The organism is Geodermatophilus sp. URMC 60, assembly GCF_053502585.1.
On the sequence record NZ_CP199958.1, the window covers coordinates 1201946 to 1227729 of the forward strand.

General features: G+C 75.0%; 25 protein-coding genes and 1 pseudogene. 13 read left to right on the forward strand and 13 right to left on the reverse strand.

Annotated elements, in window-relative coordinates; all coding sequences use genetic code 11:
* The first annotated feature begins 170 nt into the window (after positions 1 to 170).
* Positions 171 to 1106 carry an alpha/beta hydrolase gene (locus ACWIX3_RS05755; RefSeq protein WP_448611117.1) on the forward strand — a complete coding sequence of 312 codons (936 nt, stop codon included), beginning with the start codon at positions 171 to 173 and terminating at the stop codon, positions 1104 to 1106.
* 132 nt (positions 1107 to 1238) lie between these two features.
* On the opposite strand, the gene ACWIX3_RS05760 is transcribed toward ACWIX3_RS05755, so the two are convergent.
* On the reverse strand, positions 1239 to 1808 hold the full coding sequence (locus ACWIX3_RS05760) for a GNAT family N-acetyltransferase (protein WP_448611118.1): 570 nt from the start codon (positions 1806 to 1808) through the stop codon (positions 1239 to 1241).
* A 52-nt stretch (positions 1809 to 1860) separates the two neighbouring features.
* Here ACWIX3_RS05760 and ACWIX3_RS05765 point away from each other — a divergent pair, with 52 nt between their 5' ends.
* The gene (locus ACWIX3_RS05765) at positions 1861 to 2421 is read left to right on the forward strand and encodes a TetR/AcrR family transcriptional regulator (protein WP_448611119.1); all 561 of its coding nucleotides are present in this window, start codon (positions 1861 to 1863) and stop codon (positions 2419 to 2421) included.
* A gap of 106 nt (positions 2422 to 2527) precedes the next feature.
* Here the strand turns inward: ACWIX3_RS05765 and ACWIX3_RS05770 are convergent, their stop codons facing one another.
* Both ACWIX3_RS05770 and ACWIX3_RS05775 read right to left on the reverse strand, forming a co-directional pair.
* Positions 2528 to 2773: an STAS domain-containing protein gene (locus ACWIX3_RS05770; RefSeq protein WP_448611120.1), complete on the reverse strand. Its 246-nt coding sequence runs from the start codon at positions 2771 to 2773 to the stop codon at positions 2528 to 2530.
* Positions 2770 to 3093, reverse strand: coding sequence for an STAS domain-containing protein (locus ACWIX3_RS05775; protein ID WP_448611121.1), 324 nt, complete (start codon positions 3091 to 3093; stop codon positions 2770 to 2772). The genes ACWIX3_RS05770 and ACWIX3_RS05775 overlap by 4 nt, the downstream gene beginning before the upstream one ends.
* A 152-nt stretch (positions 3094 to 3245) precedes the next feature.
* Here ACWIX3_RS05775 and ACWIX3_RS05780 point away from each other — a divergent pair, with 152 nt between their 5' ends.
* Positions 3246 to 4334 (forward strand): GGDEF domain-containing protein, encoded by a 1089-nt coding sequence (locus tag ACWIX3_RS05780; protein WP_448611122.1) that lies wholly within the window; start codon positions 3246 to 3248, stop codon positions 4332 to 4334.
* Here ACWIX3_RS05780 and ACWIX3_RS05785 read toward each other — a convergent pair.
* A complete protein-coding gene (locus ACWIX3_RS05785; protein ID WP_448611123.1) occupies positions 4279 to 5400 on the reverse strand; it encodes an NAD(P)/FAD-dependent oxidoreductase in 1122 nt (373 codons plus the stop codon). The genes ACWIX3_RS05780 and ACWIX3_RS05785 overlap by 56 nt on opposite strands.
* 45 nt (positions 5401 to 5445) lie before the next feature.
* Positions 5446 to 6015 (reverse strand): LOG family protein, encoded by a 570-nt coding sequence (locus ACWIX3_RS05790; RefSeq protein ID WP_448611124.1) that lies wholly within the window; start codon positions 6013 to 6015, stop codon positions 5446 to 5448.
* Positions 6016 to 6069: 54 nt separating this feature from the next.
* Between ACWIX3_RS05790 and ACWIX3_RS05795 the strand changes: the two genes are divergently transcribed.
* Entirely contained in the window at positions 6070 to 6537 is a 468-nt protein-coding gene (locus ACWIX3_RS05795; protein WP_448611125.1) for an NUDIX domain-containing protein, read from the forward strand.
* Positions 6538 to 6563: 26 nt separating this feature from the next.
* On the opposite strand, the gene ACWIX3_RS05800 is transcribed toward ACWIX3_RS05795, so the two are convergent.
* Positions 6564 to 7370 (reverse strand): endonuclease/exonuclease/phosphatase family protein, encoded by an 807-nt coding sequence (locus ACWIX3_RS05800; protein WP_448611126.1) that lies wholly within the window; start codon positions 7368 to 7370, stop codon positions 6564 to 6566.
* A gap of 211 nt (positions 7371 to 7581) precedes the next feature.
* On the opposite strand from ACWIX3_RS05800, the gene ACWIX3_RS05805 reads away from it, so the two are divergent.
* The 4 genes from ACWIX3_RS05805 to ACWIX3_RS05820 all read left to right on the forward strand — a co-directional run bounded on the left by ACWIX3_RS05805 (position 7582) and on the right by ACWIX3_RS05820 (position 10688).
* Positions 7582 to 8412 carry a hypothetical protein gene (locus ACWIX3_RS05805; protein WP_448611127.1) on the forward strand — a complete coding sequence of 277 codons (831 nt, stop codon included), beginning with the start codon at positions 7582 to 7584 and terminating at the stop codon, positions 8410 to 8412.
* A gap of 29 nt (positions 8413 to 8441) precedes the next feature.
* Positions 8442 to 9332, forward strand: coding sequence for a 1,4-dihydroxy-2-naphthoyl-CoA synthase (locus tag ACWIX3_RS05810; protein ID WP_448611128.1), 891 nt, complete (start codon positions 8442 to 8444; stop codon positions 9330 to 9332).
* A 285-nt stretch (positions 9333 to 9617) separates the two neighbouring features.
* Positions 9618 to 9950 carry a hypothetical protein gene (locus tag ACWIX3_RS05815; RefSeq protein ID WP_448611129.1) on the forward strand — a complete coding sequence of 111 codons (333 nt, stop codon included), beginning with the start codon at positions 9618 to 9620 and terminating at the stop codon, positions 9948 to 9950.
* 144 nt (positions 9951 to 10094) lie between these two features.
* A complete protein-coding gene (locus ACWIX3_RS05820; protein ID WP_448611130.1) occupies positions 10095 to 10688 on the forward strand; it encodes a TetR-like C-terminal domain-containing protein in 594 nt (197 codons plus the stop codon).
* 1 nt (position 10689) lies between these two features.
* Here the strand turns inward: ACWIX3_RS05820 and ACWIX3_RS05825 are convergent, their stop codons facing one another.
* The gene (locus ACWIX3_RS05825) at positions 10690 to 11382 is read right to left on the reverse strand and encodes a TetR/AcrR family transcriptional regulator (RefSeq protein ID WP_448611131.1); all 693 of its coding nucleotides are present in this window, start codon (positions 11380 to 11382) and stop codon (positions 10690 to 10692) included.
* A 322-nt stretch (positions 11383 to 11704) separates the two neighbouring features.
* On the opposite strand from ACWIX3_RS05825, the gene ACWIX3_RS05830 reads away from it, so the two are divergent.
* The gene (locus ACWIX3_RS05830; protein ID WP_448611132.1) at positions 11705 to 12676 is read left to right on the forward strand and encodes a Gfo/Idh/MocA family protein; all 972 of its coding nucleotides are present in this window, start codon (positions 11705 to 11707) and stop codon (positions 12674 to 12676) included.
* Between the two features lie 7 nt (positions 12677 to 12683).
* On the opposite strand, the gene ACWIX3_RS05835 is transcribed toward ACWIX3_RS05830, so the two are convergent.
* The 6 genes from ACWIX3_RS05835 to ACWIX3_RS05860 form a co-directional block, all read right to left on the reverse strand.
* Positions 12684 to 13892 carry a glycosyltransferase gene (locus ACWIX3_RS05835; RefSeq protein ID WP_448611133.1) on the reverse strand — a complete coding sequence of 403 codons (1209 nt, stop codon included), beginning with the start codon at positions 13890 to 13892 and terminating at the stop codon, positions 12684 to 12686.
* The gene (locus ACWIX3_RS05840) at positions 13889 to 14851 is read right to left on the reverse strand and encodes a glucosyl-3-phosphoglycerate synthase (protein WP_448611134.1); all 963 of its coding nucleotides are present in this window, start codon (positions 14849 to 14851) and stop codon (positions 13889 to 13891) included. Before ACWIX3_RS05840 ends, ACWIX3_RS05835 begins: the two co-directional genes overlap by 4 nt.
* 359 nt (positions 14852 to 15210) lie before the next feature.
* Positions 15211 to 16185, reverse strand: coding sequence for a glucosyl-3-phosphoglycerate synthase (locus ACWIX3_RS05845; RefSeq protein ID WP_448611135.1), 975 nt, complete (start codon positions 16183 to 16185; stop codon positions 15211 to 15213).
* An 85-nt stretch (positions 16186 to 16270) separates the two neighbouring features.
* A complete protein-coding gene (locus ACWIX3_RS05850) occupies positions 16271 to 18418 on the reverse strand; it encodes a phage holin family protein (protein WP_448611136.1) in 2148 nt (715 codons plus the stop codon).
* Positions 18415 to 19041, reverse strand: a complete 627-nt coding sequence (locus tag ACWIX3_RS05855; RefSeq protein WP_448611137.1) for a DedA family protein — start codon at positions 19039 to 19041, stop codon at positions 18415 to 18417. Before ACWIX3_RS05855 ends, ACWIX3_RS05850 begins: the two co-directional genes overlap by 4 nt.
* On the reverse strand, positions 19038 to 19838 hold the full coding sequence (locus tag ACWIX3_RS05860) for an MBL fold metallo-hydrolase (protein WP_448611138.1): 801 nt from the start codon (positions 19836 to 19838) through the stop codon (positions 19038 to 19040). Before ACWIX3_RS05860 ends, ACWIX3_RS05855 begins: the two co-directional genes overlap by 4 nt.
* Positions 19839 to 20173: 335 nt before the next feature.
* Here ACWIX3_RS05860 and ACWIX3_RS05865 point away from each other — a divergent pair, with 335 nt between their 5' ends.
* The 4 genes and pseudogenes from ACWIX3_RS05865 to ACWIX3_RS05880 all read left to right on the forward strand — a co-directional run bounded on the left by ACWIX3_RS05865 (position 20174) and on the right by ACWIX3_RS05880 (position 25782).
* Entirely contained in the window at positions 20174 to 20323 is a 150-nt protein-coding gene (locus ACWIX3_RS05865) for a hypothetical protein (protein ID WP_448611139.1), read from the forward strand.
* Positions 20324 to 20338: 15 nt separating this feature from the next.
* The gene (locus tag ACWIX3_RS05870) at positions 20339 to 21043 is read left to right on the forward strand and encodes a type IV toxin-antitoxin system AbiEi family antitoxin (protein ID WP_448611140.1); all 705 of its coding nucleotides are present in this window, start codon (positions 20339 to 20341) and stop codon (positions 21041 to 21043) included.
* 250 nt (positions 21044 to 21293) lie between these two features.
* A pseudogene (fdh, locus tag ACWIX3_RS05875) lies at positions 21294 to 24584 on the forward strand (formate dehydrogenase).
* Between the two features lie 130 nt (positions 24585 to 24714).
* Entirely contained in the window at positions 24715 to 25782 is a 1068-nt protein-coding gene (locus tag ACWIX3_RS05880; protein ID WP_448611141.1) for a 4Fe-4S dicluster domain-containing protein, read from the forward strand.
* Positions 25783 to 25784 lie beyond the last annotated feature (2 nt).

Below are 25784 nucleotides of genomic sequence, written 5' to 3' on the forward strand. Positions count from 1 at the left end.
TCTTCCAACCGTGACAGCCCCTCGGCACGGCCCGACGGCGGGCCCAGGCGTGCCGCAGCGAGCGGGGCCCGTGGTCGGCTGCGTCCGGCCGCGCTCGCCGCCGTACGGCTTCCCGCCGGCGCGTCGCCGCGCTGCCCCGTAACCCGAGCCTCCCAGAATCGGAGAAGCACATGCCCCTCCACCCCGAAGCCCAGCAGTTGCTCGCCGCGCTCGAGGCAGCAGGACTGCCGCCGTTCGAGCACATGACCGTGCCGCAGGCGCGAGAGGCCGCGAAGGGGTTCATCGACCTCCAAGGAGAGCCTGAGGACCTTCCCACCCAGGACCGGACGATCTCCGGTCCCGCCGGGGAGATCCCCATCCGCGTCTACACCCCTGCCGGCGACCGGTCGAAGCCCGTGATCCTGTACTTCCACGGCGGTGGCTGGGTGATCGGCGACCTCGACGTCTGCGACAACCCGGTCCGCAGGATCGCCAACCGGGCCGGCGCGATCGTCGTCTCCGTTGACTACCGGCTCGCGCCCGAGCACACCTACCCTGCAGCCTTCGACGACTGCTACGCCGCGACGGCCTGGGTCTCGGAGCACGCCGCGGAGCTGGGCGGTGACCCCGCTCGCATCGCGACCTGCGGGGACAGTGCCGGCGGCAACCTTGCCGCCGCCGTTGCGATCGCCGCCCGCGACCGGCAGGGGCCGCCCCTCGCCGCCCAATTGCTGATCTATCCGGTGACCGACTTCAACTTCACGACGAAGTCCTACGAGGAGAACGGCGAGGGATACCTGCTCACCAGGGGGTCCATGCAGTGGTTCTGGGCGCACTACCTTGGTGCCCAGGACCTCGGCAAGGACCCGTTCGCCTGCCCCGCGCGCGCTGACAGCCTCGTGGGCCTCCCACCGACCTTCATCGCGACCGCCGAGTTCGACCCGCTGCGTGACGAAGGGGAGGCGTACGCCGCCAACCTGCGCGCCGCGGGCGTGCACGTCACCGCGAAACGTTACGACGGCATGCTTCACGGCTTCGCGTGGACGCTCGGCGCCACACCCAGTGGCGCCGAGCTGATCGACGATCTCGCCGCCGCCTTCCGCGACGCTGCGGAAGGGGCTCGGTAACCGGTCGGGCGCCGGCCTGCGCGTCCCCCCAGCCCCCCAGCCCCCGACGGAAGGCGCGCAGGCCTACCAGGGCCAGGAACGGCCGTGCCCGTGGTACGGACACCCAGCGGCTGTCGACGGTAGCCAGCGATCTCAGCGGTTGCCCGGGCGAGACCTCGGCGTCCTGGTCGCCTCGCGTGCGCTGGGCCGCAGGTCCAGTTCGTAGACCTGGCCGATCAGGTCGACGCCGAAGCTGTGGTGCGGCTCCTCCTCGACCAGCCGGAAGCCGGCGTCCAGGTAGATGCGGCGAGCGGCTGCCAGCGGGTGGTTCGTCCACAGCCGCATCCGCTCGTACCCGGCGGCGCGGGCGAAGTCCACGCACTGCGCGGTGAGCCGAGCGCCCAGTCGGTGCCCGCGCGCGTCGGGGTGGACGAGCAGGATGCGCAGCTGCGCGGTGGTCGCGTCCCTGGCCACGCAGAACACGCAGCCGACCCGGCGGCCGTTCAGCTCGGCGATCCAGGCGCCCTCTCGGGCCGGGTCGTGGTCCCCGGCGTGGTCGGCGACGATCCGTGCGACCAGTGCCTCGAAGCTGGTGTCCCAGCCGAACTCGGCGGCGTAGACCTCGCCGTGAGCCATCACGACCCAGCCGAGGTCGCCGGGCCGGTCCAGCGACCGGATCGTCGACCGGCCCACCGCCTGCCTGGGCTCCTCGGCCGTGGTCATGGCCACCCTCCCGCCTCCACTGACACGACTGTTTCAGTGGCACGCTAGCGGCGTGCCCGCTGGATCACCAGAGCCCGCCCCGGCCGCGCCGTCCGCCCGTCAGGTCGAGCTGCTGGAGAAGGCGTACGGCTACGTCGTCGAGCACGGCCTGGCCGACGTGTCGTTGCGCCCGCTGGCCGCCGCCATCGGGTCCAGCCCACGGGTGCTGCTGTTCCTCTTCGGCAGCAAGGACGGGCTCATCCGGGCCCTGCTGGCCCGCGCCCGCGCTGACGAGCTCGCCGTCCTGGACCGGGTGCGGCAGACCGGTGCGTTGCGCCCGACAGCCGAGGCGGTCTGGAACTGGCTGGCCGCACCCGAGCACCGATCCCTGCTCCGCCTGTGGGTGGAGGGCTACGCCCGCTCCCTGGTCGACCCCGGCGGCCCGTGGTCCGACTTCGCCGCCGCCACGGTCGCCGACTGGCTCGCCCTGTTCGAGGAGTCCGCCGACATCGGCGACGACGTCGCCGGCACCCTGCTGTTGGCCGTGCTCCGCGGCGCGCTGCTGGACCTGCTGGCCACCGGCGACATCGAGCGCACCTCCGCCGCGGTGCGCCGCCACCTCGACTCGGCCTGATGGCGCGACCGGACCGCGAGGGCTCCGATCGCCGCCTCGCCGACCGCGCGCCGGGAAGACGGCAGCCGATGAGGGCTCCCGGCGACGCCGTGCGGCAGCGGGCCGATCAGCTGCGGATGAGCAGCTCCCCGCCGTCCCCGCGGAAGTCGCGGTGCAGCTCGTGGAGGACCGCCAGGCCCTCGTCGTCGGCGGCGCCCACGCCACGCAGGTCGACCACCACGCGGGAGTGGCCGTCGCCGCGGAGCTGGTCGGCCGTGCCACGCACCAGGTCGGCGCCCAGCGACGTCAGGTGGCCGCTCACCGTGATCAGGCCGGCGCGGTGGTCGACGACCTCGCTGAGGACGCCGGTCACGCCGCCGCCCGCGCAGGCTCGGCGACCAGGACGCGCTCCAGTCCGGTGCGGCGCAGCAGCGCCGCGGTGCGGGGGTCGACCCCGCGCAGCACCACCGCGCCGCCGCGGGCCCGGCAGATGCGGTGCGCCGACAGCAGGACGGCGACGACGGCGTCGGGCAGGTGCTGCACCCGGGAGAGGTCGACCACGAGGGAGCGGGCCCCCGCGTGCAGCGTGCCGAGCAGCGTCCAGCGGACGTCGGCCAGCCCACCGGCGAGCAGCTCGTCGTCGAGGTGGACCGTCACCTCCTGCGCCCGTGCTGGTGCGGGGGGCATCGTCATCGCCGTCCTCCTCGTGATCACTGATGGCTATCCTGCGCGCACGGTCTGACAGTTCCCTGAGCCCGACGTGGGAGTTCACCGCCGCCGTCCGGGCGTGACCCGCGCGGGGGAGGTCCGCTGCAGCCGCACCGTCCGGACGACGATGGAGGGGCATGCGCTTCCCCGACTCCCTGCGTGCGCGGGAACCACGCGCCGCGGCGCACTCGATCGTCCTGATCATGGGCGTCTCCACGGTGGTCCTCGCGCTGCTCACGACGTTCGGGCCCAACTCCGTCAGCGGCGCGACGCGGTCCGCCTCCTGGGCCGGGGTCGCCGCGCTGGTCGCCGTGATCGCGGTCTGCGTGCTCGTCCCGGCCGACCACCTGGACCGCGCCGGCGCCTTCGCCGTCCTCGGCCTCGGCGGGGTGCTGTTGACGTGCGTGCTCAACGTGCTGACCGACGACCCCTCCGCCGGTGGGCAGGCGTTCCTCGCCTTCCCGGTGCTGTGGGCGGCCTCGCACCTGCGCTGGGCCGCCGTCGCCCTGGTGACCGGGGCGGCCGTGGTGGGCGACGGGATCACCCAGCTGGTGCTCCAGCCCGTCGAGCCGGCGGTGCACGACCTGCTCGTCGTCGGGTCGGTGCTCGTCGTGGCGGCCGTCATCCTGCTCCGTGCCGCCTCGATGCAGGACCGCCTGGTCTCGGCGCTGCAGCGGCAGGCGGACGTCGACCCGCTGACCGGCCTGGTCACCCGGCGGGTCCTGGACGACGCGCTGACCGGTGCCCTCGAGCGGGACCCCACCGGCGACGGGACGGCGCTGGTGCTGCTGGACATCGACTCGTTCAAGCAGATCAACGACGGGCACGGCCACCCCGTGGGGGACGACGCGCTGGTCCACCTCTCGGGCCTGGTCCGGCGTCAGGTGCGGGCCGGGGACGCCGTGGTCGGCCGCCTCGGCGGCGACGAGCTCGCGCTGCTGCTGCCCGGGTGCACCGCCGGGACCGCGGCACGGCGCGCCGGGGAGCTGGTCGACACGGTGCGGGCCTCACCGTTGCCGCGCGCGGACGGTGACGCGCTGCCGCTGTCGATCAGCGTGGGGGTCGCCCACGCGCCGCTGCACGCGGCCTCCGTGCGGGAGCTCTACGCCGCCGCCGACGCGGCGCTCTACCGGGCCAAGCGGGCCGGCCGCGACCGCGTCGAGGTCGCCGTCAGTTCTGATCCCCGGCCAGCCGACGGGCTGCCGCGGCAACCGTCCGCCCGGTGAGCCGCCCGTCGGACAGCCCGAGAGCCACCACGTCGTCGAAGACCCGCTGATCGGCACCGGCCGCGCGGACGGCGGCGTCCATCAGCCGCGGCCAGCGGGAGAGCTCCGACGCGACCCGGCTCGAGCGCAGGTGCGCGCCGAGCCGCCGCCGCAACGCCTCCCGGTAGCGGTCACCGGCGTCGGCACCCGCCGACCAGGTCGCTCCCGCCAGGGCGCCGGAGAGCACGGCGTAGAAGATGCCCTCCCCGGTCAGCGGGTTGACCAGCGAGGCGGCGTCGCCGGCCAGCAGCACCCGGCCGTCGGGCAGCCGCGGCCGCCCGGTGGACAGCGGCAGCCGGTGCGCGCGCAGCCCCGCCGGCGCCACACCGGGCAGCAGCCGGTGCAGCCCCTCGACCAGCGCCGCGCGGGTCGCGCCGCCGGACACCAGCTCGCCGTAGCCGACGTTGGCCCGCCCGTCGCCGAGCGGGAAGGACCAGGCGTAGGCCGGCCACCGCTGCTCGGTGGTCACCAGCACCTGCGTGGCGCCCTGGCCGGGCAGCGCGGGCGCGTAGCCGCGGATCGCCACGGCCAGCCGGTCCGGGCGGTTCGACCCGAGCCCGAGCGCCCGGCGGACGACGGACTCCGCGCCGTCGGCCCCGACGAGCACGCCCGTCCGCAGGGTGCCGTCGACGGTGACGCCGTCCGGATCGGCCGCCACGGTGCGCACGGTGCAGCGGCGGAACTGCGCCCCGGCCGCGCGTGCCGCGTCCAGCAGCCGGGCGTCGAGCACCTCCCGCGGGACGACGACCGAGGGCCGGCGCGTGTCGCGCTCGACTCCCGCTCCGCCCGGCGAGCGCAGCGCGAGCCGGGGGACCGGCGGATACCCGGCGACCAGCGCAGCCGGGTCCACGCCGAGGCCGGCGAGGACGTCGAGCGCCTCGGGTGCGACGCCGTCGCCGCAGACCTTGTCGCGCGGGAAGTCGGCGCGGTCGACCACCAGCACCGAGGCGCCGGTGCGGCGGGCGGCCAGCGCCGCGGCGGACCCGGCCGGGCCACCCCCGACCACGACGACGTCCCAGCGCTCCACCCGGCGAACGCTAGGCGGTGGCCGCCGTCCGCACTCGTCGGTGGGTCAGGGCGGGGTCGGCGCCCACTTGCGGACCGGGTGCCGATAGCGGTCGACGAAGGCCAGCAGTTCCGCGGGCCCGGTGACCACGCCGAGCGCGTCGAGCCGGCGGCCGTCGAGGTAGCCGTCGTCCACCATGCGGCGCAGCTGGGCCAGCAGCGGCTGCCAGAACCCGTCCACGTCCACCAGGACGGTGGGCTTGGCGTGCAGGCCGAGCATCCCCCAGGTCCAGGCCTCGAACAGCTCCTCGAGGGTGCCGGCCGCGCCGGGCAGGGCGACGAAGGCGTCGGCGAGCTCGGCCATCCGCGCCTTGCGCTCGTGCATGGAGCCGACCACCTCGAGCTGCGGCAGCCCGGTGTGCGCGAGCTCGTCGTCCACCAGGTGGCGGGGGATGACGCCGACGACGTCGCCGCCGGCGGCCAGGGCGGCGTCGGCCACGACACCCATCAGCCCGGCGTGCCCGCCGCCGTAGACGATGCCCACGCCGGCGCGGGCCAGCCCGGCGGCGAACTCCGCGACGGCGGAGCGGTGGGACGGCGGCCCGCTCTGGGACCCGGTGAAGACGGCGACGCGCACGGGCCCGAGCCTGTCACGGCGGCGTCGGCCCCCCGGACGGGGTTCACTGGACGCGTGTTCTCCTCGACCGACGGCTGGGTGACCTGCGCGCTCGCCCACCGGCACTGGGGGCGGGTCGGCGCGGCCGGCCTGCTCGTGCACCGCGCCGGCACCGACGGCCCGGAGCTGCTGCTCCAGCACCGGGCGAGCTGGTCGCACCACGGCGGCACGTGGGGGACGCCGGGCGGGGCACTGCACGCCGGCGAGTCCGCCGAGCACGGCGCCCTCCGGGAGGTGCAGGAGGAGCTGGGGTTGCTGCCGCAGGACCTGGAGCTCGGCCCGTCCTCGATCGACGACCACGGCGGCTGGTCCTACACCACCGTGCTGGCCCGCCCGCTGCGCGACATCGAGCCCGGCGACCTGCGGCTGGACGGCGAGAGCGACGGCGTCGCCTGGATCGCCCTGGGCGACCTGGTGTCGGTGCCGTTGCACCCGGGCTTCGAGGCGTCGCTGTACCGCCTGCACGACCTGATCCCCGCCTGAGCGGCCACCTCCGCGGCGACGGCCACTCAGGTCGGCGTCACGGTCACGGTGAGCGCCCGGTGGTCGCCGACCGGCAGCACGGTCGCCGCGGCGTCGCTCCCGCGCAGCCCGTCCCCGACCGCGAGCAGGTGGTCCAGCTGCGCCCGCGGGGCGGACGCCGGGAAGCTCGGCGCACGCACCAACGGCGTCGCCCGCAGCAGCCGGGCGGGCAGTGCGCCGGGCAGGTTGAGGTCGCCGGCGAGCACCACCGGCCCCGGCATGCCGGCGATCCACCGGCGCAGCCGCAGCAGCTGGCGGACGGCGGTGTGCGGGGCGAACGACAGGTGGGTGGCGACGACGGTCAGGGACGCCAGCCGGGCGGCGACGGCGGCCCGCGGCTCGTCGGGGAACCACCACCAGCGCAGCCGTCCGGTGCGCGGGTCCGGGCCCTGCACCGGCAGCCGCGCCCGGCCGGAACCCAGGTCCAGTACCGACCACTCGAGCACCGGCAGCCGGCTGAGCAGCGCGATCCCGTAGAGCGGGTCGCCCCCGGGAGCGTGCGGGCCGCGCAGCACCGGGCCGGCCGGGGACCAGTTGCGGAAGGGGTCGGGAGTGCCGGCCACCGTGGCCGCACCGCGCCAGTCCGCGGCGCCGAGCCCGGCGGCCAGCGCGGCGGCCTGGTCGACGTGCCGGGAGCGGGGCTGCCCGGCGTCGACCTCCTGGACGGCGAGCACGTCGACGTCCAGGCCGGTGACCGCCTTCTCCAGCCCCGCCGCGTCGAGGACGGGACCGGCCGGGGTGCGCCCCGAGGCCACGTTGACGGTGCCGACTCGCACGGTGGGCCCCCGGGACACCCCGGCGACGCTACCCGGGGAGGCGGTCCGGCCGGCGTCGTTCCGCTCGAAGTGCCGCTGCGTGCGTAGCCACCTACCCTGTGCACGCCCCGTCCTCGACGCTGAGGAGCCGGCCCTGTCCTCCCGCCCGCGCCACCTCGCTGCCGGTACCGACCGCCCGCGGTGGACCCCGGCCGCCCTCGTGCCGGAGGGAGTGCGCACCCGGGCGCCCGTGGCGCTGTTCTTCCTCGCCGGCCTCCTCTCCGCCGCGGCCCTGCTGATGATCGCCCTCGCGCCCACGCCGACGGTCGGGAACGGCGACCGGGACGACTCCTCCGACGCGACGACGGGCCGGCCGGGCGACCCGGGGGAGGGCATCGGCCCGGGGGCCCGCGTCCCGCCTGCGCGGCCCGCGACCGCCGCGACGCAGGGCCCGGTCGAGGCCGCACCCGGGAGCGCGCCGGCGGCAGGGGACCCCGGGCGGGTCGATCGGGCGGCCCCGGGCGCCGCCGTCCCCGTGGGTGACCATCCGGTCGCCGTCCAGCCCGGCGGCTCCGCCGTGGTGGGCTCCCGTACCGGCGGGACGTCGTCCGGGAACACGGCCTCCAGTAACACGCCCTCCGGGGGCACGGCCTCCGGGGGCACGGCCTCCGGCGGGATGCCGTCCGGCGGTGGGACGTCCTCCGGCGGGACGTCGTCCCGGCAGTGGAGCGGCGGCACCGCGGCGGGCCAGCCGGCGGGCGGCACGGGTGGGGGCTCGGGCGGCGGCTGGACGAGTGGTGGGTCGACCGGCGACGGTTCAACCGGTGGCGGGTCGACCGGTGGCGGATCCACGGGTGGTGGCCCGAAGGGCGGTTCGGGTGGGTCGACCGGTGGTTCCGGTGGCTCCGGCGGCGGTGGGCCGACCGGTGGCTCCGGCGGCTCCACGGGTGGTGAGCCGGCGCCCCCGCCGCAGCGCCCCTGCCCGTGCGAGACGGTCGAGGACGCGACCGACGGCCTCGGCGGTGTCGTCGGCGGGGTGACCGAGGGTGTGGGCGGGGTGGTCGGCGGCCCATTGCCGTGACCGGGCGTGGCCGGGGCTAGGTTCGGCTCATGAGCGCCCGCGACGACGTCTCCGAGATCTTCGACAGCGCGGCGTGGCAGCCGGTCGAGGGCTTCGACTCCACCGACATCACCTACCACCGCGCCGTGGACGCCGGTGTCGTCCGGATCGCGTTCGACCGGCCCGAGGTGCGCAACGCCTTCCGTCCGCAGACCGTCGACGAGCTGATCACCGCGCTGGAGCACGCCCGGCTCTCGACCGACGTGGGCTGCGTGATCCTGACCGGCAACGGCCCCAGCCCCAAGGACGGCGGCTGGGCGTTCTGCTCCGGCGGCGACCAGCGGGTGCGCGGGAAGTACGGCTACGAGCACGACAAGGGGCGCAGCAGCGGCCGGCTGCACGTGCTCGAGGCGCAGCGGCTGATCCGCTTCATGCCCAAGGTCGTCATCTGCGTCGTCCCCGGGTGGGCGGCCGGAGGGGGGCACAGCCTGCACGTCGTCGCCGACCTCACCCTGGCCAGCGCCGAGCACGCCCGGTTCAAGCAGACCGACGCCGACGTCGGCAGCTTCGACGGTGGCTTCGGCTCGGCGTACCTCGCCCGGCAGGTGGGCCAGAAGTACGCCCGCGAGATCTTCTTCCTCGGCGACGAGTACACCGCCGAGGACGCGCACCGCATGGGGATGGTCAACCGCGTCGTCCCGCACGCCGAGCTGGAGCGGACCGCGCTGGACTGGGGGCGGCGGATCGTGGCCAAGAGCCCGACCGCCCAGCGGATGCTCAAGTACTCGTTCAACCTCATCGACGACGGGCTGGTCGGCCAGCAGCTGTTCGCCGGCGAGACGACCCGGCTGGCGTACATGGCGGAGGAGGCCGTGGAGGGACGGGACGCGTTCCTGGAGAAGCGGGATCCGGACTTCGGCCGGTTCCCCTGGCACGTGTGACGCGGCGGTGAGCATCGCAGCGAGCTCTGCGAGCGAGGAGCGGAGCCGGGGCGGAACACGTGTGTGGGCATGGCACGTGTGACGCGGCGGTGAGCATCGCAGCGAGCTCTGCGAGCGAGGAGCGGAGCCGGGGAGGAACACGTGTGTGGGCATGGCACGTGTGACGCGGCGGTGAGCATCGCAGCGAGCTCTGCGAGCGAGGAGCGGAGCCGGGGCGGAACACGTGTGTGACCCGGCACGTCTGAGGGGACTCCTGCCCGAGGACCCGAGCGGAGGAGGTGCGGCGTGATCGTCGAGGTGGTGGGCGGCGCCGACGAGCGGCCCGAGGTGCGGGTGGTCGACGTCGACGACCTGACGGCGGTGTACCTGGCTCTCGGTGCGGTGACCGACGAGGAGGCCGACGGGGCGCTGCGGGACGCCGGCCTGGGCCGGATGGAGGACGCGGAGACCGGCGTGCTGGACGTCGCGGCGCTGCGGGCGGCGGCCGAGTCCCAGGCCGGCGGTGGCGACTGGGCACAGCGCTGGGACGGCGTGGTCGCGGAGGCGGCGGATGCGGGCCGGCTGGTCGACGACGGCGCCGGGCTGCAGGTCCGGGTGGAGAGCGCGGCCGGGGCCTGACCGGCAGGGTGGCGGGCGCGCGGACCCGAAGTGTTTCCGGAACGTGAGACTGTCGAAAAACCCGAAACTCTGCGGTGTCGTCGTTGTGGCGACTCCAGGTGCGCGTCACGATGAGCCCGTGACCACCATCTCCCTGGTCCCGGCGTGAGCGGTACGCCGGGGCGCCCGCTGAGCGCCGAACTGTCCGAGCAGCTGCTCTCCGTCGCGGTCGACATCCTGGCCGACGAGGGCTGGGGCAAGCTCAACAGCGACCGCGTCGCCGCCCGTGCCCACGCAGGCAAGGCCGGCATCTACCGGCGCTGGCCCACGATGGCGGCGATGGCCCGCACGGCGGTGGGGCGCTTCACGCTGGTACGGGTGCCGCCGGACCAGGGCGCACTGCGCGACGACCTCGCCGCACTGGTCGACCGCTGGCACCGGCCGCTCGACCGCGAGGAGCGGGCCGCGGCCAGCCTGGTCGGCGTGGCCCGTCACGAGGAGGATCTCCGCGCCGGCCTGGACGCCGCGCTGGTCCGCCCGCTCGCCGACGCCGTCCAGACGATCGGCGCCCGGGCGGCCGAGCGGGGGCAGGCGGTCCCCGCGGCTCGGTTGGCGCTGCTGTGCTCGGTCGTCGAGGCCTTCTGGTGGCAGCGCTACACCTCCGCCCACGGGGCCATGAGCCGCGCGGAGGTGCAGCGGGTGCTCGACGAGGTGCTGCTGCCGATCGTCCTGCCCGACCGGGAGCGCGCCTCCGTCTGACTCAGCCGGTGGGCCGCAGCCCACCGGTCGCCGTCGAGGGCATCGCCGAGCCCAGCCCGCTGAACACCTGGTCGGCCACCGAGCAGGCGCGGCTCACGCCCTCCTCGGCGTCGCCGAGCAGGGCACCGGCCGGGCCGGTCAGCAGGCGGCGGTGCTGCACGATCAGGGTGCGGACGGCGGCCAGCCAGACCGCGGCGGTGACCGAGGCGGCCGTGCGGACGTCCTCCGGGACCGCCGGAGCGCCGCCCTCGGCCGTCCAGACCTCGTAGAGCGCGTCGCCGAGTCGCGCGGTCGCCTCGTGGTGCAGCTCCCGCTCGCGGGCACGCAGTGCGGGGGAGGACTCCAGCGTGGTGTCGAACGCCCGCCCCTCGGGGCTGGCGAGCCGCCGGACGTGCAGGGCCACTCGTTCGACGAGGTGGGCGTGCAGCGCGTCGAGCGGCTCGGTGCCCGCGGCGCGCGAGCGCACCGCCTCGGCAGCGCCCTCCACCCACGGCGTGTGCCCGTCGAAGAAGAGGTCCTCCTTCGTGGGGAAGTGGTTGAAGACGGTCTGGACGGCGACATCGGCAGCCGCGGCGATGTCGGCGATCGTCACCGCCTCGAAGCCGCGTTCGGCGAAGAGCCGCTGCGCGGTCTCGCGGACGAGTAACCGGGTCTGCGCCTTCTTGCGGGCGCGCCGGTCAATGACCTTACTCACGGTTTCAGGTTAACTCCGCTCAGTAGATCCCCGGTTGTGCCCCGTCTCACGCGGCCATTGTGCGCCCGGACCGGTCGGCCAGCACCGCCCGTGCCCGGGCTTCCACGCAGGTCGGCAGACCCACCACGACGACGTCGGTTCCGGTGGTCTGCCACCGGACCGGCGTGTCGCCCTCCGCTCGCGGGGCGGACTCGGACGACGACACCACGCTCCCAGGGTGCCCCACATCGGCGTGTCGCGGGGGGTGTGTGGTCGTCCGGAGGGTGTCGGCCACGCGGACGACCTGCGGTTGCGCGCTCCGCGAGCGGGGCAGGACCCCGGCATGGGCGAACCGCGCACCGGCACCCCCGTCCGCGTCGGACTGGTGGGAGCCGGGGGTGTCGGCGCCCGCCACGCGCGGACGCTGGGCGGCTTCCCCGACGTGGAGCTCGTCGGCGTCGCCGACGCCGTCCCCGGCGCTGCCGACGCGCTCGCCGGCGAGCTGGGCGTGCCGGTCGTCGCGGACGTCGAGCGGCTGCTCGCTCGGGAGCTGGACGGCGTCTGGCTGTGCGTACCACCCTTCGCGCACGGGGAACTGGAGCTGGCCGCCGTCCGTGCGGGGGTGCCGTTCCTCGTCGAGAAGCCGCTGTCCACCGGCCTGGCGGTCGCCGAGGAGGTGGCGAGGGCCGTGGCCGGGGCCGGGCTGCCCACCGCGACCGGCTACCACTGGCGCCACCTGGACACGGTGGCCGCCGCCCGCGCCGTGTGCGCTGCCCACCGGCCCCGGCTGGTCGATGCGACCTGGCTGGACAAGGTGCCCCCGCCGGCGTGGTGGTCACGACGGGAGCGCTCCGGCGGACAGGTGGTCGAGCAGCTCACCCACGTGCTCGACCTGGCCCGGCTGCTGGCCGGCGAGGTGGTCGAGGTCCGCGCGACCGCCGCGCCGTCCACCACGGAGGGCCGGGACGTCGACGACGCGACCGCCGCGCTGCTGCTGTTCGACTCCGGCGCCGTCGGCACGGTGACCGCCGCCTGCTCGCTGCCGGGCAAGTTGGCCGCGGGCCTGGACGTGGTGTGCGACGGCGTGGTGGTCGAGCTCACCGAGACCTCGCTGACCGTCACCACCGCCGACGGCGCACAGCGCAGCGAGCCGCAGGTCGACGGGCGCACCGCCGTCGACCGGGCGTTCGTCGACGTGCTCGCCGGCGGCGCGCCGGCGGAGGGACTGGTCGACTACGCCGAGGCGCTGCGCACCCACCGGGTCGCGGTGGCGATCGCCGAGGCCGCCCGTACCGGGGACGCCGTCCGGCCGTGAGCGGCGGTCAGCGGAGGCTGCGCTGCCCGCGAGGGGAGGGCAGCCGGCCGCGGAACCGGCTGCGGGTCCCGGCGCGGGCCAGCGTCGCGGCGTAGAGCCGCTCGTAGCCGTCGGCCATCACGGCAGGGGCGAACCGGCGGCGGGCCTCGGCCGCGCACGTCTGCGGGTCGATCGCGTCGAGCCGGCCCAGCGCCGCGGTGAAACCCGCCTCGTCGGTGGCCAGGAAGCCGGTGCGGCCGTCGTCCACCAGCGAGGGCAGGCAGCCCCGGGCCATGGCGACCACCGGCGTCCCGGCGGCGAGCGCCTCGCACACGGCGGTGCCGCCCGGCTCCTCCCAGCGGATGGGGAACAGCACCGCGCGGGACGTGCGCAGCAGCTCGTCCTTCTCGGGCCCTCCGACGCTGCCGATCCAGCGCGCCGAGACGCCGTCGAGCTGCGGGTCGACGTGCTCGAGGAACCACGCGACGTCGGGGTGCGAGCGGGCCGGGTGACCGGGGGTCGCGAGGGCGCGCTCCAGTGCCTCCCGGTGCGGCAGGCCGCCGACCGGGCCGGCGAGCACCAGCGGCACCCCGGCCGCGCGGCACGCGCGCAGGGCGGTGTCGATGCCCTTGGGCTCGCACAGCCGGGCCAGCACGAGGACGGCGTCGGACCGGTCCGTCCTCGGCACGGGGGGCGGGCCGTCGACCGGCACCGACAGCGGGACGACGCCGACCACCTGCGCGCGCAGCGCCGCCGGCGCCTGCGCCACCTGGGTGTCGGAGACGCCGGCGAACCAGACCCGGCCCCCGCCGTCGAACGCGGCCCAGAAGTCGGCGTTGCGGCGGGTGTCCCAGTGCAGCGTGGCCAGCGTCGGCGGGGCGGCGTCCCCGAGGCCGGCGAGCAGCGCCGGGCCCACCACCTCGACGTGGCTGTGCACCAGGTCGAAGGGCTCACCCGCCAGCGCGTGCTCGGCGAGGGTCGCCAGCACCACCTGCTCGTGCGCGTGCGCGGTGCCGACCACCTGCGGGTACGGGCCGCCCAGCTGCTCGAAGCGGCCGCTGGGGAACGCGCTGACGAGGCCGTCGACCGGCAGGGTCGAGTCGCCGACCGAGGCCAGGACGACGGTGTGCCCCCGGGCGCGCAGCTCGGTGGTCAGCGTGGCGACGACGTTCTCCAGGCCGCCGTAGCCCGGCGGCGGCACCGGCAGCCACGGACCGGCGTCCATCAGGATCTTCACGCCCAGCCCCCTGGACGGCGCTGCCCGGTGCGGACCGACCGCATCGGCGGCCGTTCCGCCACCCCGACGTCCCAGCTGACGCCCTCGAGGCCGCCGGCGGTGCGCTGGAACTGCAGCAGCTCCGTCTCCGGCCGGCCGGTGCCGGGCCGGCGGGCCAGCGCGGTCTGCAGGATCTGCCCGGCCATCCGGCCGAGGGCCGCGTCGGCCTGGTGGGTGTGCCGCCGGGTGCCGAGGTCGACCTGGGCCAGGGCGTCGAGGCCGGCCAGGGCCGCGAGGTCGACGAGCAGGCCGAGCTCCACGCCGTAGCCGGAGACGAAGGGCACCTGCTCGAGCAGCTCGCGGCGGCCGGCGTACTCGCCGGACAGCGGCTGGACGAAACCGGCCAGCTCGGGCCAGAAGGCGTTGAGCAGCGGACGGGCGACCAGCTCGGTGACCCGGCCGCCGCCCGAGGGGACGATGCCGTCGGTGGTGGTCAGCGGCCGGTCGTAGAGCGCCTTGACGTAGCCGACGGTGGGGTCGGTGAGCAGGGGACCGAGCAGCCCGACGACGAACTGCGGGTCGAAGGCGACGAGGTCGGAGTCGACGAAGACCAGCAGGTCGCCACTGGTCGCGTGCAGCGACTTCCACAGCGCCTCGCCCTTGCCGGGCCGGCTGCCGTGCCGGGGGAGCACCGTGTCGACGGAGACGACGCGGGCGCCGGCGTCGGCCGCCACCTCCGCCGTCCGGTCGCTGGACCCGCTGTCGACGACCACCACCTCGTCGACCAGGGGGCAGCGCTCGACCAGGGCCTCGCGGATGGTGGCCACGATGGTGCCCACGGTGCGTTCCTCGTCGAGGGCCGGGAGCACCACGCTGACGGTGCAGCCGCTGGTGCCCTTGGCGGTGACCAGGTCGGTCGCCTGCCACGTCTCGGCGGTGAAGGTCCGGTGACGGAGCCAGCGTCGGACGTCAGGACGCATGCGTCTCCCCAAGGCCGGGTGCCGACGTCGGTGTCGGCACGGAGGTCCCCGTCGGCGCCAGGATGCACGACAACCGGCGTTTCGCGGCTGCTTCCCGTCTCCGGCGTCCCTGCCCTCGGGTGTTCCCGCGGACGCTCGTCCGCTGCCCGCACGGCGGCAGCGGCCGAGATCCGGAGGGGAGTCCTGCCCCGCGCGCACGTGGGGACCGGCGCACGAGCACCCCTGGGGAGGCTCGGGCGCTGCCTCCTCCGGGAAGCAGCGCCCGAGCACCTCGGCAGTCAGCCGGTGGTTCGTCGGTCGGCTTCGGACGCCGGTCCGCTCCTCGCTCGCCGGCGCTCGCTGCGATGCTGCCGGCGGCGTCAGCTGACGACGACGTCGCCCAGCAGCGCCCGGTACTCGGCCACCGTCGCCATCGGCGGCCGCTCGTCGACGGCGACCGCAGCGCTGTGGGGAACGAACCCGGTGCCGTCGTGGCGGAACTGGGTGAGCAGCCCGCCGGCCCGCTCCCGCCCGGCCCGGGCGAGCACCGTCGACACGACCTGTCCCGCCATCCGGCCCAGCGCCTCCTGCCCCTGCGAGATGTGCCGGCGCACGCCGAGGTCCACCTGCGCGAGCCCCCCGAGGCCCGAGATCCGCAGCAGGTCGACCAGCAGCCCGATCTCCACGCCGTAGCCCGACACGAAGGGGACCTGCTCCAGCGCCGACCGCCGTCCGGCGTACTCGCCGCCCAGCGGCTGCACGAACCCGGCGAGCTCCGGCCACAACGCGTTGAGCAGTGGCCGCGCGGTCAGTTCGGTGACCCGCCCGCCGCCGGCCGGGACGGACGACCCGTCCAGCTCGAGCGGCCGGGTGTAGCAGCCCTTGACGTAGTCGACCTGCGGATCGGTCACCAGCGGCACGAGCAGGCCGGGCACGAAGTGCCTGACGTCGCCGAGCAGGTCGGCGTCGAGGAAGACGACGAGGTCGCCGGTGGTCGCGGCCAGCCCCTTCCACAGCGCCTCGCCCTTGCCCGGGCGGCTGCCGTGGGCCGGCAGCACGTCGGCCGCGGCGACGACGTCGGCCCCGGCCGCGCGGGCCACCGCGGCGGTGGCGTCGGTCGAGTCGGAGTCGACGACGAGCAGCTCGTCCACCAGCGGCACCTGCTGCACCCACTGCTCGTGCAGGTCGGCGACCAGCCCACCGACGGTCGCCTGCTCGTTCCGGGCGGGGAGGACGACGCTGACCCGGTGCTGCCCGCGGCGCTTGGCGTGCAGCAGCGCATCGAGGTCGAGCGCGTCGAGGGAGGGCGCCGAGGAGGTGCGGAGCTCGAACCAGGCGCGCGCGTCGGGTCGCATCGGCCCACTCTCGGTGAGGTGATCACCGCGGCGCCACGAGGCGCGACGGAGTTCACGAGGACGTCATCGCCTGTGCGGCCTCCGGTCACACCGGGACGTCGGACGAGCGCCGCGCGGTCGCGCTGAGGGCACCGACGACGGCGTCGTCCCCCGTCGGCTCGGGATGGCCGAGATCGGTGAGCCAGCCGCGGAGGACCCGGTGCAGCGCCTCGGCGCCGACGACCTCACCCGGCGCCCGGAACGAGCGCGGGTGCAGCAGGAAGGCGTGCTGCTGCGGTCCGCCCAGCCCGCCGTGCGAGCCGACGTGCGGCTCGAACGCGGAGGCCTCGTCGGTTCCCGGGTCGTAGCGGCTGTTGATGACGACGTCCGGGCAGTGCGGGAACGTCGAGCCGCGGGCGACCAGGCCGGCGGCGTGCCGGCCGTAGGGCAGCAGCGGGTCCTCGCCGACCACCTCGCCGGTCGCGAGGCGGTGCAGCCCGTCGCGGCCGAGCACCACCGCGCCGTGCTCCTCGGAGTGCACGAGCACGAACCCGACGCCGTCGTGGTCGACCAGGCCGGGCAGCAGCGCCGGCCAGTGCCGCTCGATCTCCTCCAGCGAGACCCGGCCGGGGAGGTCGGCGAAGGACACCATCGCGGTGTGGCCGGAGACGGCGACGACCACGCCCGGGGCCACCCGCGGCACCCGGCCCTCGCGGCCGGCCGGCAGCTCGTGGGCGTGCGGCACGCCCTCGGCGCGCTCCACCCGTTCGCGCAGCCGGCGGGCGATCGGCCCACCGCCCTCGGCCAGCGCCGCCCCGACCTGCCAGCCCTCGGTCAGCCGACGGCTGTCCCGCGGGCCCGTCAGGTGCCCCGCCGGCAGCTCGCCACGCGCGCCGCAGAGCCGGCCGACCAGCTGCTCGACGGTCTCCCCGAACCGGTTGGCGAACGACTCGCCCTGGGTCTGGCCGTGGTCGGACAGGCAGACCAGGTGGTACTCGCGCGGCGCGAGCTGGGCGGCGCGGTGCAGCCGGCCGATCTGCTGGTCGATGCTGTGCAGCACCGCCAGGCTGTCGGCCCGCTCCAGCCCGCCGTGGTGGGCGGCCTCGTCGTAGCCGAGGAAGTCCGCGTAGGCGACCGGCCGGCCGGCGAGCATGTCCTCCAGCAGCGCGAAGACGACGACGTCGCGGGAGATGACGGTCGTCCCCGGGCGGGCCAGCGGGTAGATGCCACCGCGCGAGACGCGCGGCCGGACGTCGTCCCGGCGCTCGCGGGCGGCGGCGACGAGCTCGCGGTACACGTCGACGAGGGAGCCCGCGAGGGTCCGCAGGGCGTTGCCGGGGTTGGCGAAGTAGGCGTAGTAGCCGGTGCCGGGACGGTCGCGCCGCTGCCGCGCCCGCCGGCTGGCGGCGGGGACGACGTACGCCAGCGAGCTCATCGTAAGGCTGACGTGGGTGGCGTCGCCGGTGAACAGGTTGCCGTGGCTCGCCCCACCGCCGGAGAGCAGCCCCCGGCCGTCGGAGTGCGCCCGCTCGATCTCGGCGGCGTCGGTGGGGGAGGAGACCCGGACGATCCGGTCGCGCTCCTTGTCGTACCAGCGGAAACCCGGGATGTCCTCGTTGGAGCCGTGCAGGATGCCGCAGACCGAGGCGCCGGTCTGCGAGCTCCAGTCGGTGTGCCACGAGGTCAGCACGTGGCTGCCCGAGCGCAGCCAGGCGGCCAGGTTCGGCATCGACCCGTCGCGGACGGCGCGGCGGGCGGTGTCGTACGAGAGCGCGTCGATCTGCAGGAACAGCACGCCGGGTGGACACGGCGCACCCTCCGACGCCCCTCGTGCCCGGCGGCGCGCGCGGCGGAAGAACAGCTCGTCCTCGTCGAGGGCGAGCACGCTGCTGACCAGCCCGGACACCCCGGCCATGGCGACGCCGACGGCGACCGCGGTGCGCAGGTCGGCGATCACGACGCCGGGCACGAGGAAGGACAGGCCGAGCACCGCGGCGCCCAGCAGCAGGAAGCTGCCCAGGCCGAGGGTGAAGAAGGCCAGCGGCAGCGCGACCCGCATGACCAGTGGCCACACGACGCCGGTGAGCAGGCCGAGCAGCAGCGCGATCAGCGGCGGCTGCCACCACGACGGCATCGCGAACGCGCCGAGCCAGCGGTCGAGGACGACCAGCGCAGCGGTGGTGGCCGCCCAGGTGAGGACGACGCGCGCCGGCGTGCGGCCCCGCTGGAGGACCCGCCCGGAGGGAGCGGTCATGCCGGGCCGCAGGTCGAGGGGTCGGGCTCGGGCTCCGGATCGGGGGTGCGCCGGCGGTGCGAGCCGGCCACGTTGAGCACCGCACCGACGAGGAGCACCAGCACGGTGGCCAGCAGGACGGCGACCAGCGGGGAGTCGAAGATGCCGCCGCTGACCACGCCGAGGGCGGCGTAGGCGACCGCCCAGAGGAACGCGGCGAGCAGGGAGGCCGGCAGCAGCCGCCGCCACGGGTAGGCCAGCGCGCCTGCGGCCAGCAGCACCGGGATGCGACCCGCGGGCAGCAGTCGGCCGACGACGACGATCTGCCATCCGTGCCGCCGGAACTGCTCGCGGACCTCCTCGATGCGTTCGGCGTGCTGGCCGCGGGCGACCCAGCGCACCGCCGCGGGCCCGCCGAACCGGCAGATCGCGAAGGTGACGAGGTCCCCGGCCCAGGCGCCCAGCGTGGCCAGCACCACGACCAGCACGAGGTTGAGCTCGTGGGCGGTCACGGCGAACGCCGCCCCCGCGCCGACGACCGCCCCGGTGGGGACGACGGGCACGACCGAGCCGAGCAGCACGCCGGCGAAGAGGACGGGGTAGCCGATCGAGCCGTCGGTCCAGCCGGCCGCGAGCGCGCTCACGACGTCGTCCCGGCGGGTTCGGGCAGCGGCACCGGCCGGCCCGGCTCGGCGACGACCACGGTGGTGTCCAGGCCGCGGGCGGCGACCGCGGCGGCGAAGTCACGCGGCGGCTCGGTGAGCAGCCGGCGCATCCGGGGCAGGCGCGCGGCGCCGGGCAGCGCGAGGGTGCCCCAGTGCACGGGGACGGCGACCCGCGGCCGCAACCGCGCCGCCGCCTCCGCCGCGCCGGCCGGGTCGAGGTGGCCCGGGCCGAGCGTGAGCCCCCAGCCCGACACCGGCAGCAGCGCGACGTCGACCCCACGGTCGCCGAGCAGCGACATGGCGTCGGTCAGGTCGGTGTCGCCGGCGGCGTACACGCGGTGCCCGCCGCCCTCGAGCAGGTGGCCGACCGCGGGGGTGTCCGGGCCGTGGGTGAGCCGCGGGCCCCAGCGGTGCCCGGCGTGCTCGGCCGGGACGGCGGTGACCCGCAGCGCGCCGTGGGGGATCGTCTCGCCGGGCAGCACCTCGGTGACGTTGCCGAACCCCCGGGCCCGCAGCCACGCCCCGGCGCCGCGGGGGACGACGACCCGGACGTCCGGGCCGAGCAGCCGCAGCGAGGGCAGGTGCAGGTGGTCGCCGTGCAGGTGGCTGATGAGCACCAGGTCGACGCCCGCGTACGTCGCCGGCGAGGGCGCGGGCAGCACGCGGCGCAGCGGCCCGACGCGCCCGGTGAGCAGGGGATCGGTCAGCACCGTGTGCCCGGCCAGCTCGACGCGCGCCGTCGAGTGGCCGAGGAAGTGCAGGTGCAGGCCGCCCACCGGTCCAGTATCGACCGCCCCTCCGACCGTCCGGCACCGGTTCGACCCCTGGGGGGTGACCCTGAGGTGCCGCGTCTCCCCACCTCCCGAGCACCCACCGACCACCCCCTCCGACTACGCCTACCGAGCACGCCTCCCGAGTTGATCATGGGGTTGTCGCAGGTGGCACGCCCCGACGCGCCGCATGGACCTGCAACAACCCCATGATCACGGCCGGGAAGGCGCGGCAGGGCAGAGCTGGCGACGGCAGGGGGCGGCGTCCACAGCGCGGGACGGCGTCCACAGGTAGCCGCCGCGGACGCCGAGCGGGGCGGGAGACCCCGACGGTCTCCGGTATGACGGACATCGACCTCGGCACGGCCTACACCTGGGACGACGCCCGATCCCGAGGCGCGACCCGCGGGCAGATCGCCCAGGACGGCGTCCGCATCGGCCGCGGCCTCTACCTCTCCTCCGCCGTCGAGCCGGACCTCGCCACCCGGTGACGCGCGTGGCGGCTGGTGCTCCCGGGCGACGCCGCCTTCGGCCTGGGGACGGCGGCCCGGCTGCACGGGGCGTCGATCCCGGAGCCGGCCACCGTCCACGTCGTCGTCCCCTCGCGGCGACAGCTGCCCAGGCGCGCGGGGCTGACCGTCCACGAGCGGCTCCTCGTCGAGGAGGACGTCGTCGTGGCCGCTGGGCTGCCGATCACGTCGGGCGCGCAGACGTTCCTCGACCTCGCCGCCCGGCTGCCACCCGCGGAGCTCGTGGCGGTCGGCGACGCGCTGCTGCGGGGGAGGCGGATGGACGCCGCGTCGTTGGCCGGCCGCCTCGAGCGGGCCGACCGCGTGCGGGGCGTCGTCCGTGCCCGTGCGTGCGCCACGCGGCTCGACGGACGGGCGGCGTCGCGGCCGGAGAGCCTCGTCCGCTACTGGCTGGCGACCAGCGATCTGCCCGACCCCCAGCTGCAGGTGCCGGTGCACGACAGGTGGGGCCGCGAGGTGGCGCACGCCGACCTGGGCTACCCGGAGTGGAAGGTGGCGGTGGAGTACGAGGGGCGCCAGCACGCCGACGCCGACCAGTTCGGGCGGGACGTCGACCGCTACTCGCTGATGGCGGCCGACGGGTGGCTGGTCCTGCGCTTCGCCCGCCGGCACCTGGGCAGCCCCGTCGTCGTCGTGGACCGCACCCGGCGGGCGCTGCTCAGCCGCGGTTGGTGCCCCTGACGCGTGGGCGTCATCCGTCGATCGCCCGCCGGTGACCCCTGGTCTGGAGTTGATCATGGGGTTGTTGCAGGCGACTCGCGACGACGCGCCGCCGGAGCCTGCGACAACCCCATGATCACGGCGGAGGGCGGCGGAGGGGGGCGGCGGCGCAGGACCGCAGGTTGGACGGCGGAACAGCAACGGCCGGTTGCCGCCGACAGGCGCGGGTCTCGCAGCGCCGAGTGGGCGCAGGAGTGGCAGAGTTGCGCACGTGAAGACCTGGCTCGACGCGTGGCCGGTGTTCCGGCAGCTGACCGGGCCGGACCCCCTCGGACGCGGCGCGGCCGCGCGCAGCAAGGCGACGGAGAACGTGGTGAGCCGCACGGCCACCGCCGACCGCGTCGTGCAGAGCGTGTGCCCGTACTGCGCGGTGGGGTGCGGCCAGCGGATCTACGTCAAGGACGAGCAGATCGTCCAGATCGAGGGCGACCCGGACTCGCCGATCAGCCGCGGCCGGCTGTGCCCGAAGGGCAGCGCCAGCAAGCAGCTGGTCACCAGCCCGACCCGCGTGACGACGGTGAAGTACCGCCGTCCGTTCGGGACGGAGTGGGAGGACCTCGACCTCGACACGGCGATGCACATGATCGCCGACCGCGTGCTCGAGGCCCGCCGCAAGGGCTGGCAGGACGAGAACGACGGCAAGCGCGTCAACCGCACCATGGGGATAGCGAGCCTCGGAGGGGCGACCCTCGACAACGAGGAGAACTACCTCATGAAGAAGCTCTACAGCGCCCTGGGCGCGATCCAGATCGAGAACCAGGCGCGCATATAGCACTCCGCCACGGTGCCCGGTCTGGGTGCCTCGTTCGGCCGTGGTGGCGCGACCAACTTCCAGGAAGACCTCGCGAACTCCGACTGCATCGTCATCGAGGGTTCGAACATGGCCGAGTGCCACCCGGTGGGTTTCCAGTGGGTGGGTGAGGCCAAGGCGCGCGGCGCGAAGGTCGTGCACATCGACCCGCGGTTCACCCGCACCAGCGCGATCGCCGACCTGCACGTCCCGCTGCGGATCGGCACGGACATCGCGTTCCTCGGCGGCCTGATCAAGTACGTGCTCGACAACGAGCTGTACTTCAAGGAGTACGTCGTCGCCTACACCAACGCCGCGGCGCTGGTGAGCGAGGACTTCGTCGACTCCGAGGACCTCGACGGCCTGTTCTCCGGCTTCGACCCGGAGAGCAACCAGTACGACGAGTCCAGCTGGCAGTACGAACCGGAGGAGCCGCCGCACTCGGGCTCCGACGACCCGGCGGGGGCGGCCGAGCAGGACCGCAGGGAGCAGGACCCGGAGGTCAGGAAGACCGACCACGCCCAGGCGGCCGGCAGCGGCGGCCCGCCGATCGCGGCCAAGCCGAAGCGCGACGAGACCCTCCAGCACCCGCGTTCGGTGTTCCAGGTCCTCAAGCGGCACTTCGACCGGTACACGCCGGAGATGGTGGCCGAGGTCTGCGGCATCGAGCCCGAGGTCTTCCTGCAGGTCGCCCGCTGGGTGACCGAGAACAGCGGGCGCGAGCGGACGACGGCGTGGGTGTACTCGGTGGGCTGGACGCAGCACAGCGTCGGCGCGCAGTACATCCGCACCTGCTCGATCCTGCAGACGCTGCTGGGCAACATCGGCCGTCCCGGCGGCGGGATCCTGGCGCTGCGCGGGCACGCCAGCATCCAGGGGTCGACCGACGTCCCGACGCTGTACAACCTGCTGCCGGGCTACCTGCCCATGCCGCACGCGCTGCAGCACGGGGACCTCGACGAGTACTGCGCCGACGCAGCCGGCAAGGCCGGCTTCTGGGGCAACAAGCGCGCCTACATGACCAGCCTGCTCAAGGCCTGGTGGGGGGACGCCGCGACGCCGGAGAACGACTTCGCGTTCGACTACCTCCCGAGGATCGACGGCGACCACAGCTCGTACCGGACGATCGCCGACATGATCAAGGGCAAGGTCTCCGGCTACTTCCTGGTCGGCGAGAACCCGACGGTCGGGCACCCCAACGGGCGCATGAACCGGTTCGGGCTGGCCAACCTCGACTGGCTGGTCGTCCGCGACCTGCAGATGATCGAGTCGGCGACCTTCTGGAAGGAGTCCCCGGAGATCGAGACCGGGGAGCTGGCGCCCGAGACGATCGGCACCGAGGTCTTCTTCATGCCCGCGGCGACGCACGCGGAGAAGGAGGGGACCTTCACCCAGACCCAGCGGGTGCTGCAGTGGCGGCACAAGGCGGTCGAGCCGCCGAACGACGCCAGGAGCGACCTGTGGTTCTACTTCCACCTCGGTCGCATCCTGCGCGAGCGGCTGGCCGACTCCACCGATCCGCGGGACCGCCCGCTGCTCGACCTGACCTGGGACTACCCGACCCACGGGCACGACCAGGAGCCGAGCGCGGACGCCGTCCTGCGGGAGATCAACGGCACCGGCCCGGACGGGCGTGCGGTGTCGGGTTACCTGGAGCTCGAGGACGACGGCTCGACGTCGTGCGGCTGCTGGATCTACTCCGGCGTCTACGCCGACGAGGTCAACCAGGCCGCCCGCCGCAAGCCCGGCCGCGAGCAGGGGACGGTGGCCGCCGAGTGGGGCTGGGCCTGGCCGTACAACCGGCGCATCCTCTACAACCGCGCCTCGGCCGACCCGGACGGCAAGCCGTGGAGCGAGCGCAAGGCCTACGTCTGGTGGGACGAGGACGCCGGTCGCTGGACAGGTCTGGACAACCCGGACTTCGAGGCGACCAAGCGGCCGGACTACGTGCCGCCGGAGGGGGCGAGGGCGCAGGACGCCATCGGCGGTGCCGACCCGTTCGTCATGCAGGGCGACGGCAAGGCGTGGCTGTTCGCGCCCGCGGGGGTGGTCGACGGGCCGCTGCCGACGCACTACGAGCCGGCGGAGTCCGTCGTCGAGAACGCCCTGTACAAGCAGCAGGCCAACCCGACGCTGGAGCACATCGAGGGGCCGTGGAACCGGGAGAACCCGCCGCTGTCCGACGTCTTCCCGTTCCAGGTGACCACCTACCGGCTGACCGAGCACCACACCGCCGGCGGGATGAGCCGCACGCTGCCCTACCTGTCCGAGCTCCAGCCGGAGTTCTTCGTCGAGGTCAGCCCGGAGCTCGCCGCGCTGCGCGGCCTGACCAACGGCGAGTACGCCACGCTGGTCAGCTCGCGGACGGCGATCGAGGCGAAGGTGCTGGTCACCGAGCGGATCCGGCCGATCCGGCTGCGCGACGGCCAGGTCGTGCACCAGATCGGGATGCCCTACCACTGGTCCTACAGCGGCATCTCGACCGGTGACGGCGCCAACGACCTGCTCGGGATCGTGCTGGACCCGAACACGCACATCCAGGAGGACAAGGTCAGCACCGCCGACATCCGGCCGGGACGGCGTCCGCGCGGACCGGAGCTCATCGAGTTCGTGGAGGGCTACCGGCGGCGCGCCGGGGTCGAGTCCGGGCGGGTCGGCGTGAACGGCCGCGACCCGGTCGCGGCCGAGGCCGGCGAGGGATCGACGCTGTGAGGTCGACCGTGGGCGCCACGATGATCAGCTCACGTGATCCCCGTGGGTCCTGGCTCACCGCCGGTCGTGAACCAGGACCCGCGAGGGTGAGCCAGGACGGCATGGACGGACTGCAGGAGAGGAGGCCGGTGTGACCTCGGTCAGTTCGGCGAGCCCGGCCTTCACCGGGCGCGACCCCGACAACCGGCTGTTCGGGCCGCTGCCCGACGTGCAGGGGGAGGCCGGTTACGACGGCGACCACCCGGCGCGGGTGGGCTTCTTCACCGACACCTCGGTGTGCATCGGCTGCAAGGCCTGCGAGGTGGCGTGCAAGGAGTGGAACACCCTGCCGATGGACGACGCGCACGGCGTGCGCGACGTCATCGGGCTGTCCGGGATGTCCTACGACAACACCGGTCAGCTGGGGGCCAACTCCTGGCGGCACGTGGCGTTCATCGAGCAGACCCGCACCGTGGACCTGCCGATGCCGACGTTCGGCCGGCCCGGGGACGACCGCAGTGACAGCGGCCGCTCGGTCACCGACGGCCCGAACGACGAGAGCCTGGCGACGGCGCAGCAGTCCAGCGTGCTCAACGCCGAGGCGCTGAGCGAGTTCGACCCGCAGACCGGGCAGTCGGGGACGGACAAGCAGATCCGATGGCTGATGAGCTCGGACGTGTGCAAGCACTGCACGCACGCCGGGTGCCTGGACGTCTGCCCGACCGGGGCGCTGTTCCGGACCGAGTTCGGCACGGTCGTCGTCCAGGGCGACATCTGCAACGGCTGCGGTTACTGCGTGCCGTCCTGCCCGTACGGCGTCATCGAGCAGCGCAAGGGCGACGGCCGGGTCTTCAAGTGCACGATGTGCTACGACCGGCTGACCGACGGCCTGCAGCCGGCGTGCGCCACCGCGTGCCCGACCCAGTCGATCCAGTTCGGCAACCTCGACGAGCTGCAGGCCCGCGCCGACGCGCGGCTGGCCACGCTCAAGTCGCAGGGCGTCGAGACCGCGCGGCTCTACGGGCGGGACGAGGACGACGGCGTCGGCGGCGTGGGCGCGTTCTTCCTGCTGCTCGACGAGCCCGAGGTCTACGGCCTGCCGCCGGACCCGGTCGTCACCACCCGCGACCTGCCCGCGATGTGGCGGGCCGCCGCGGGTGCGGCCGTGATGATCGTCGGGGTGGCGCTGTCGGCCGTCCTCGGCTCGCGGAGGAAGTAGTC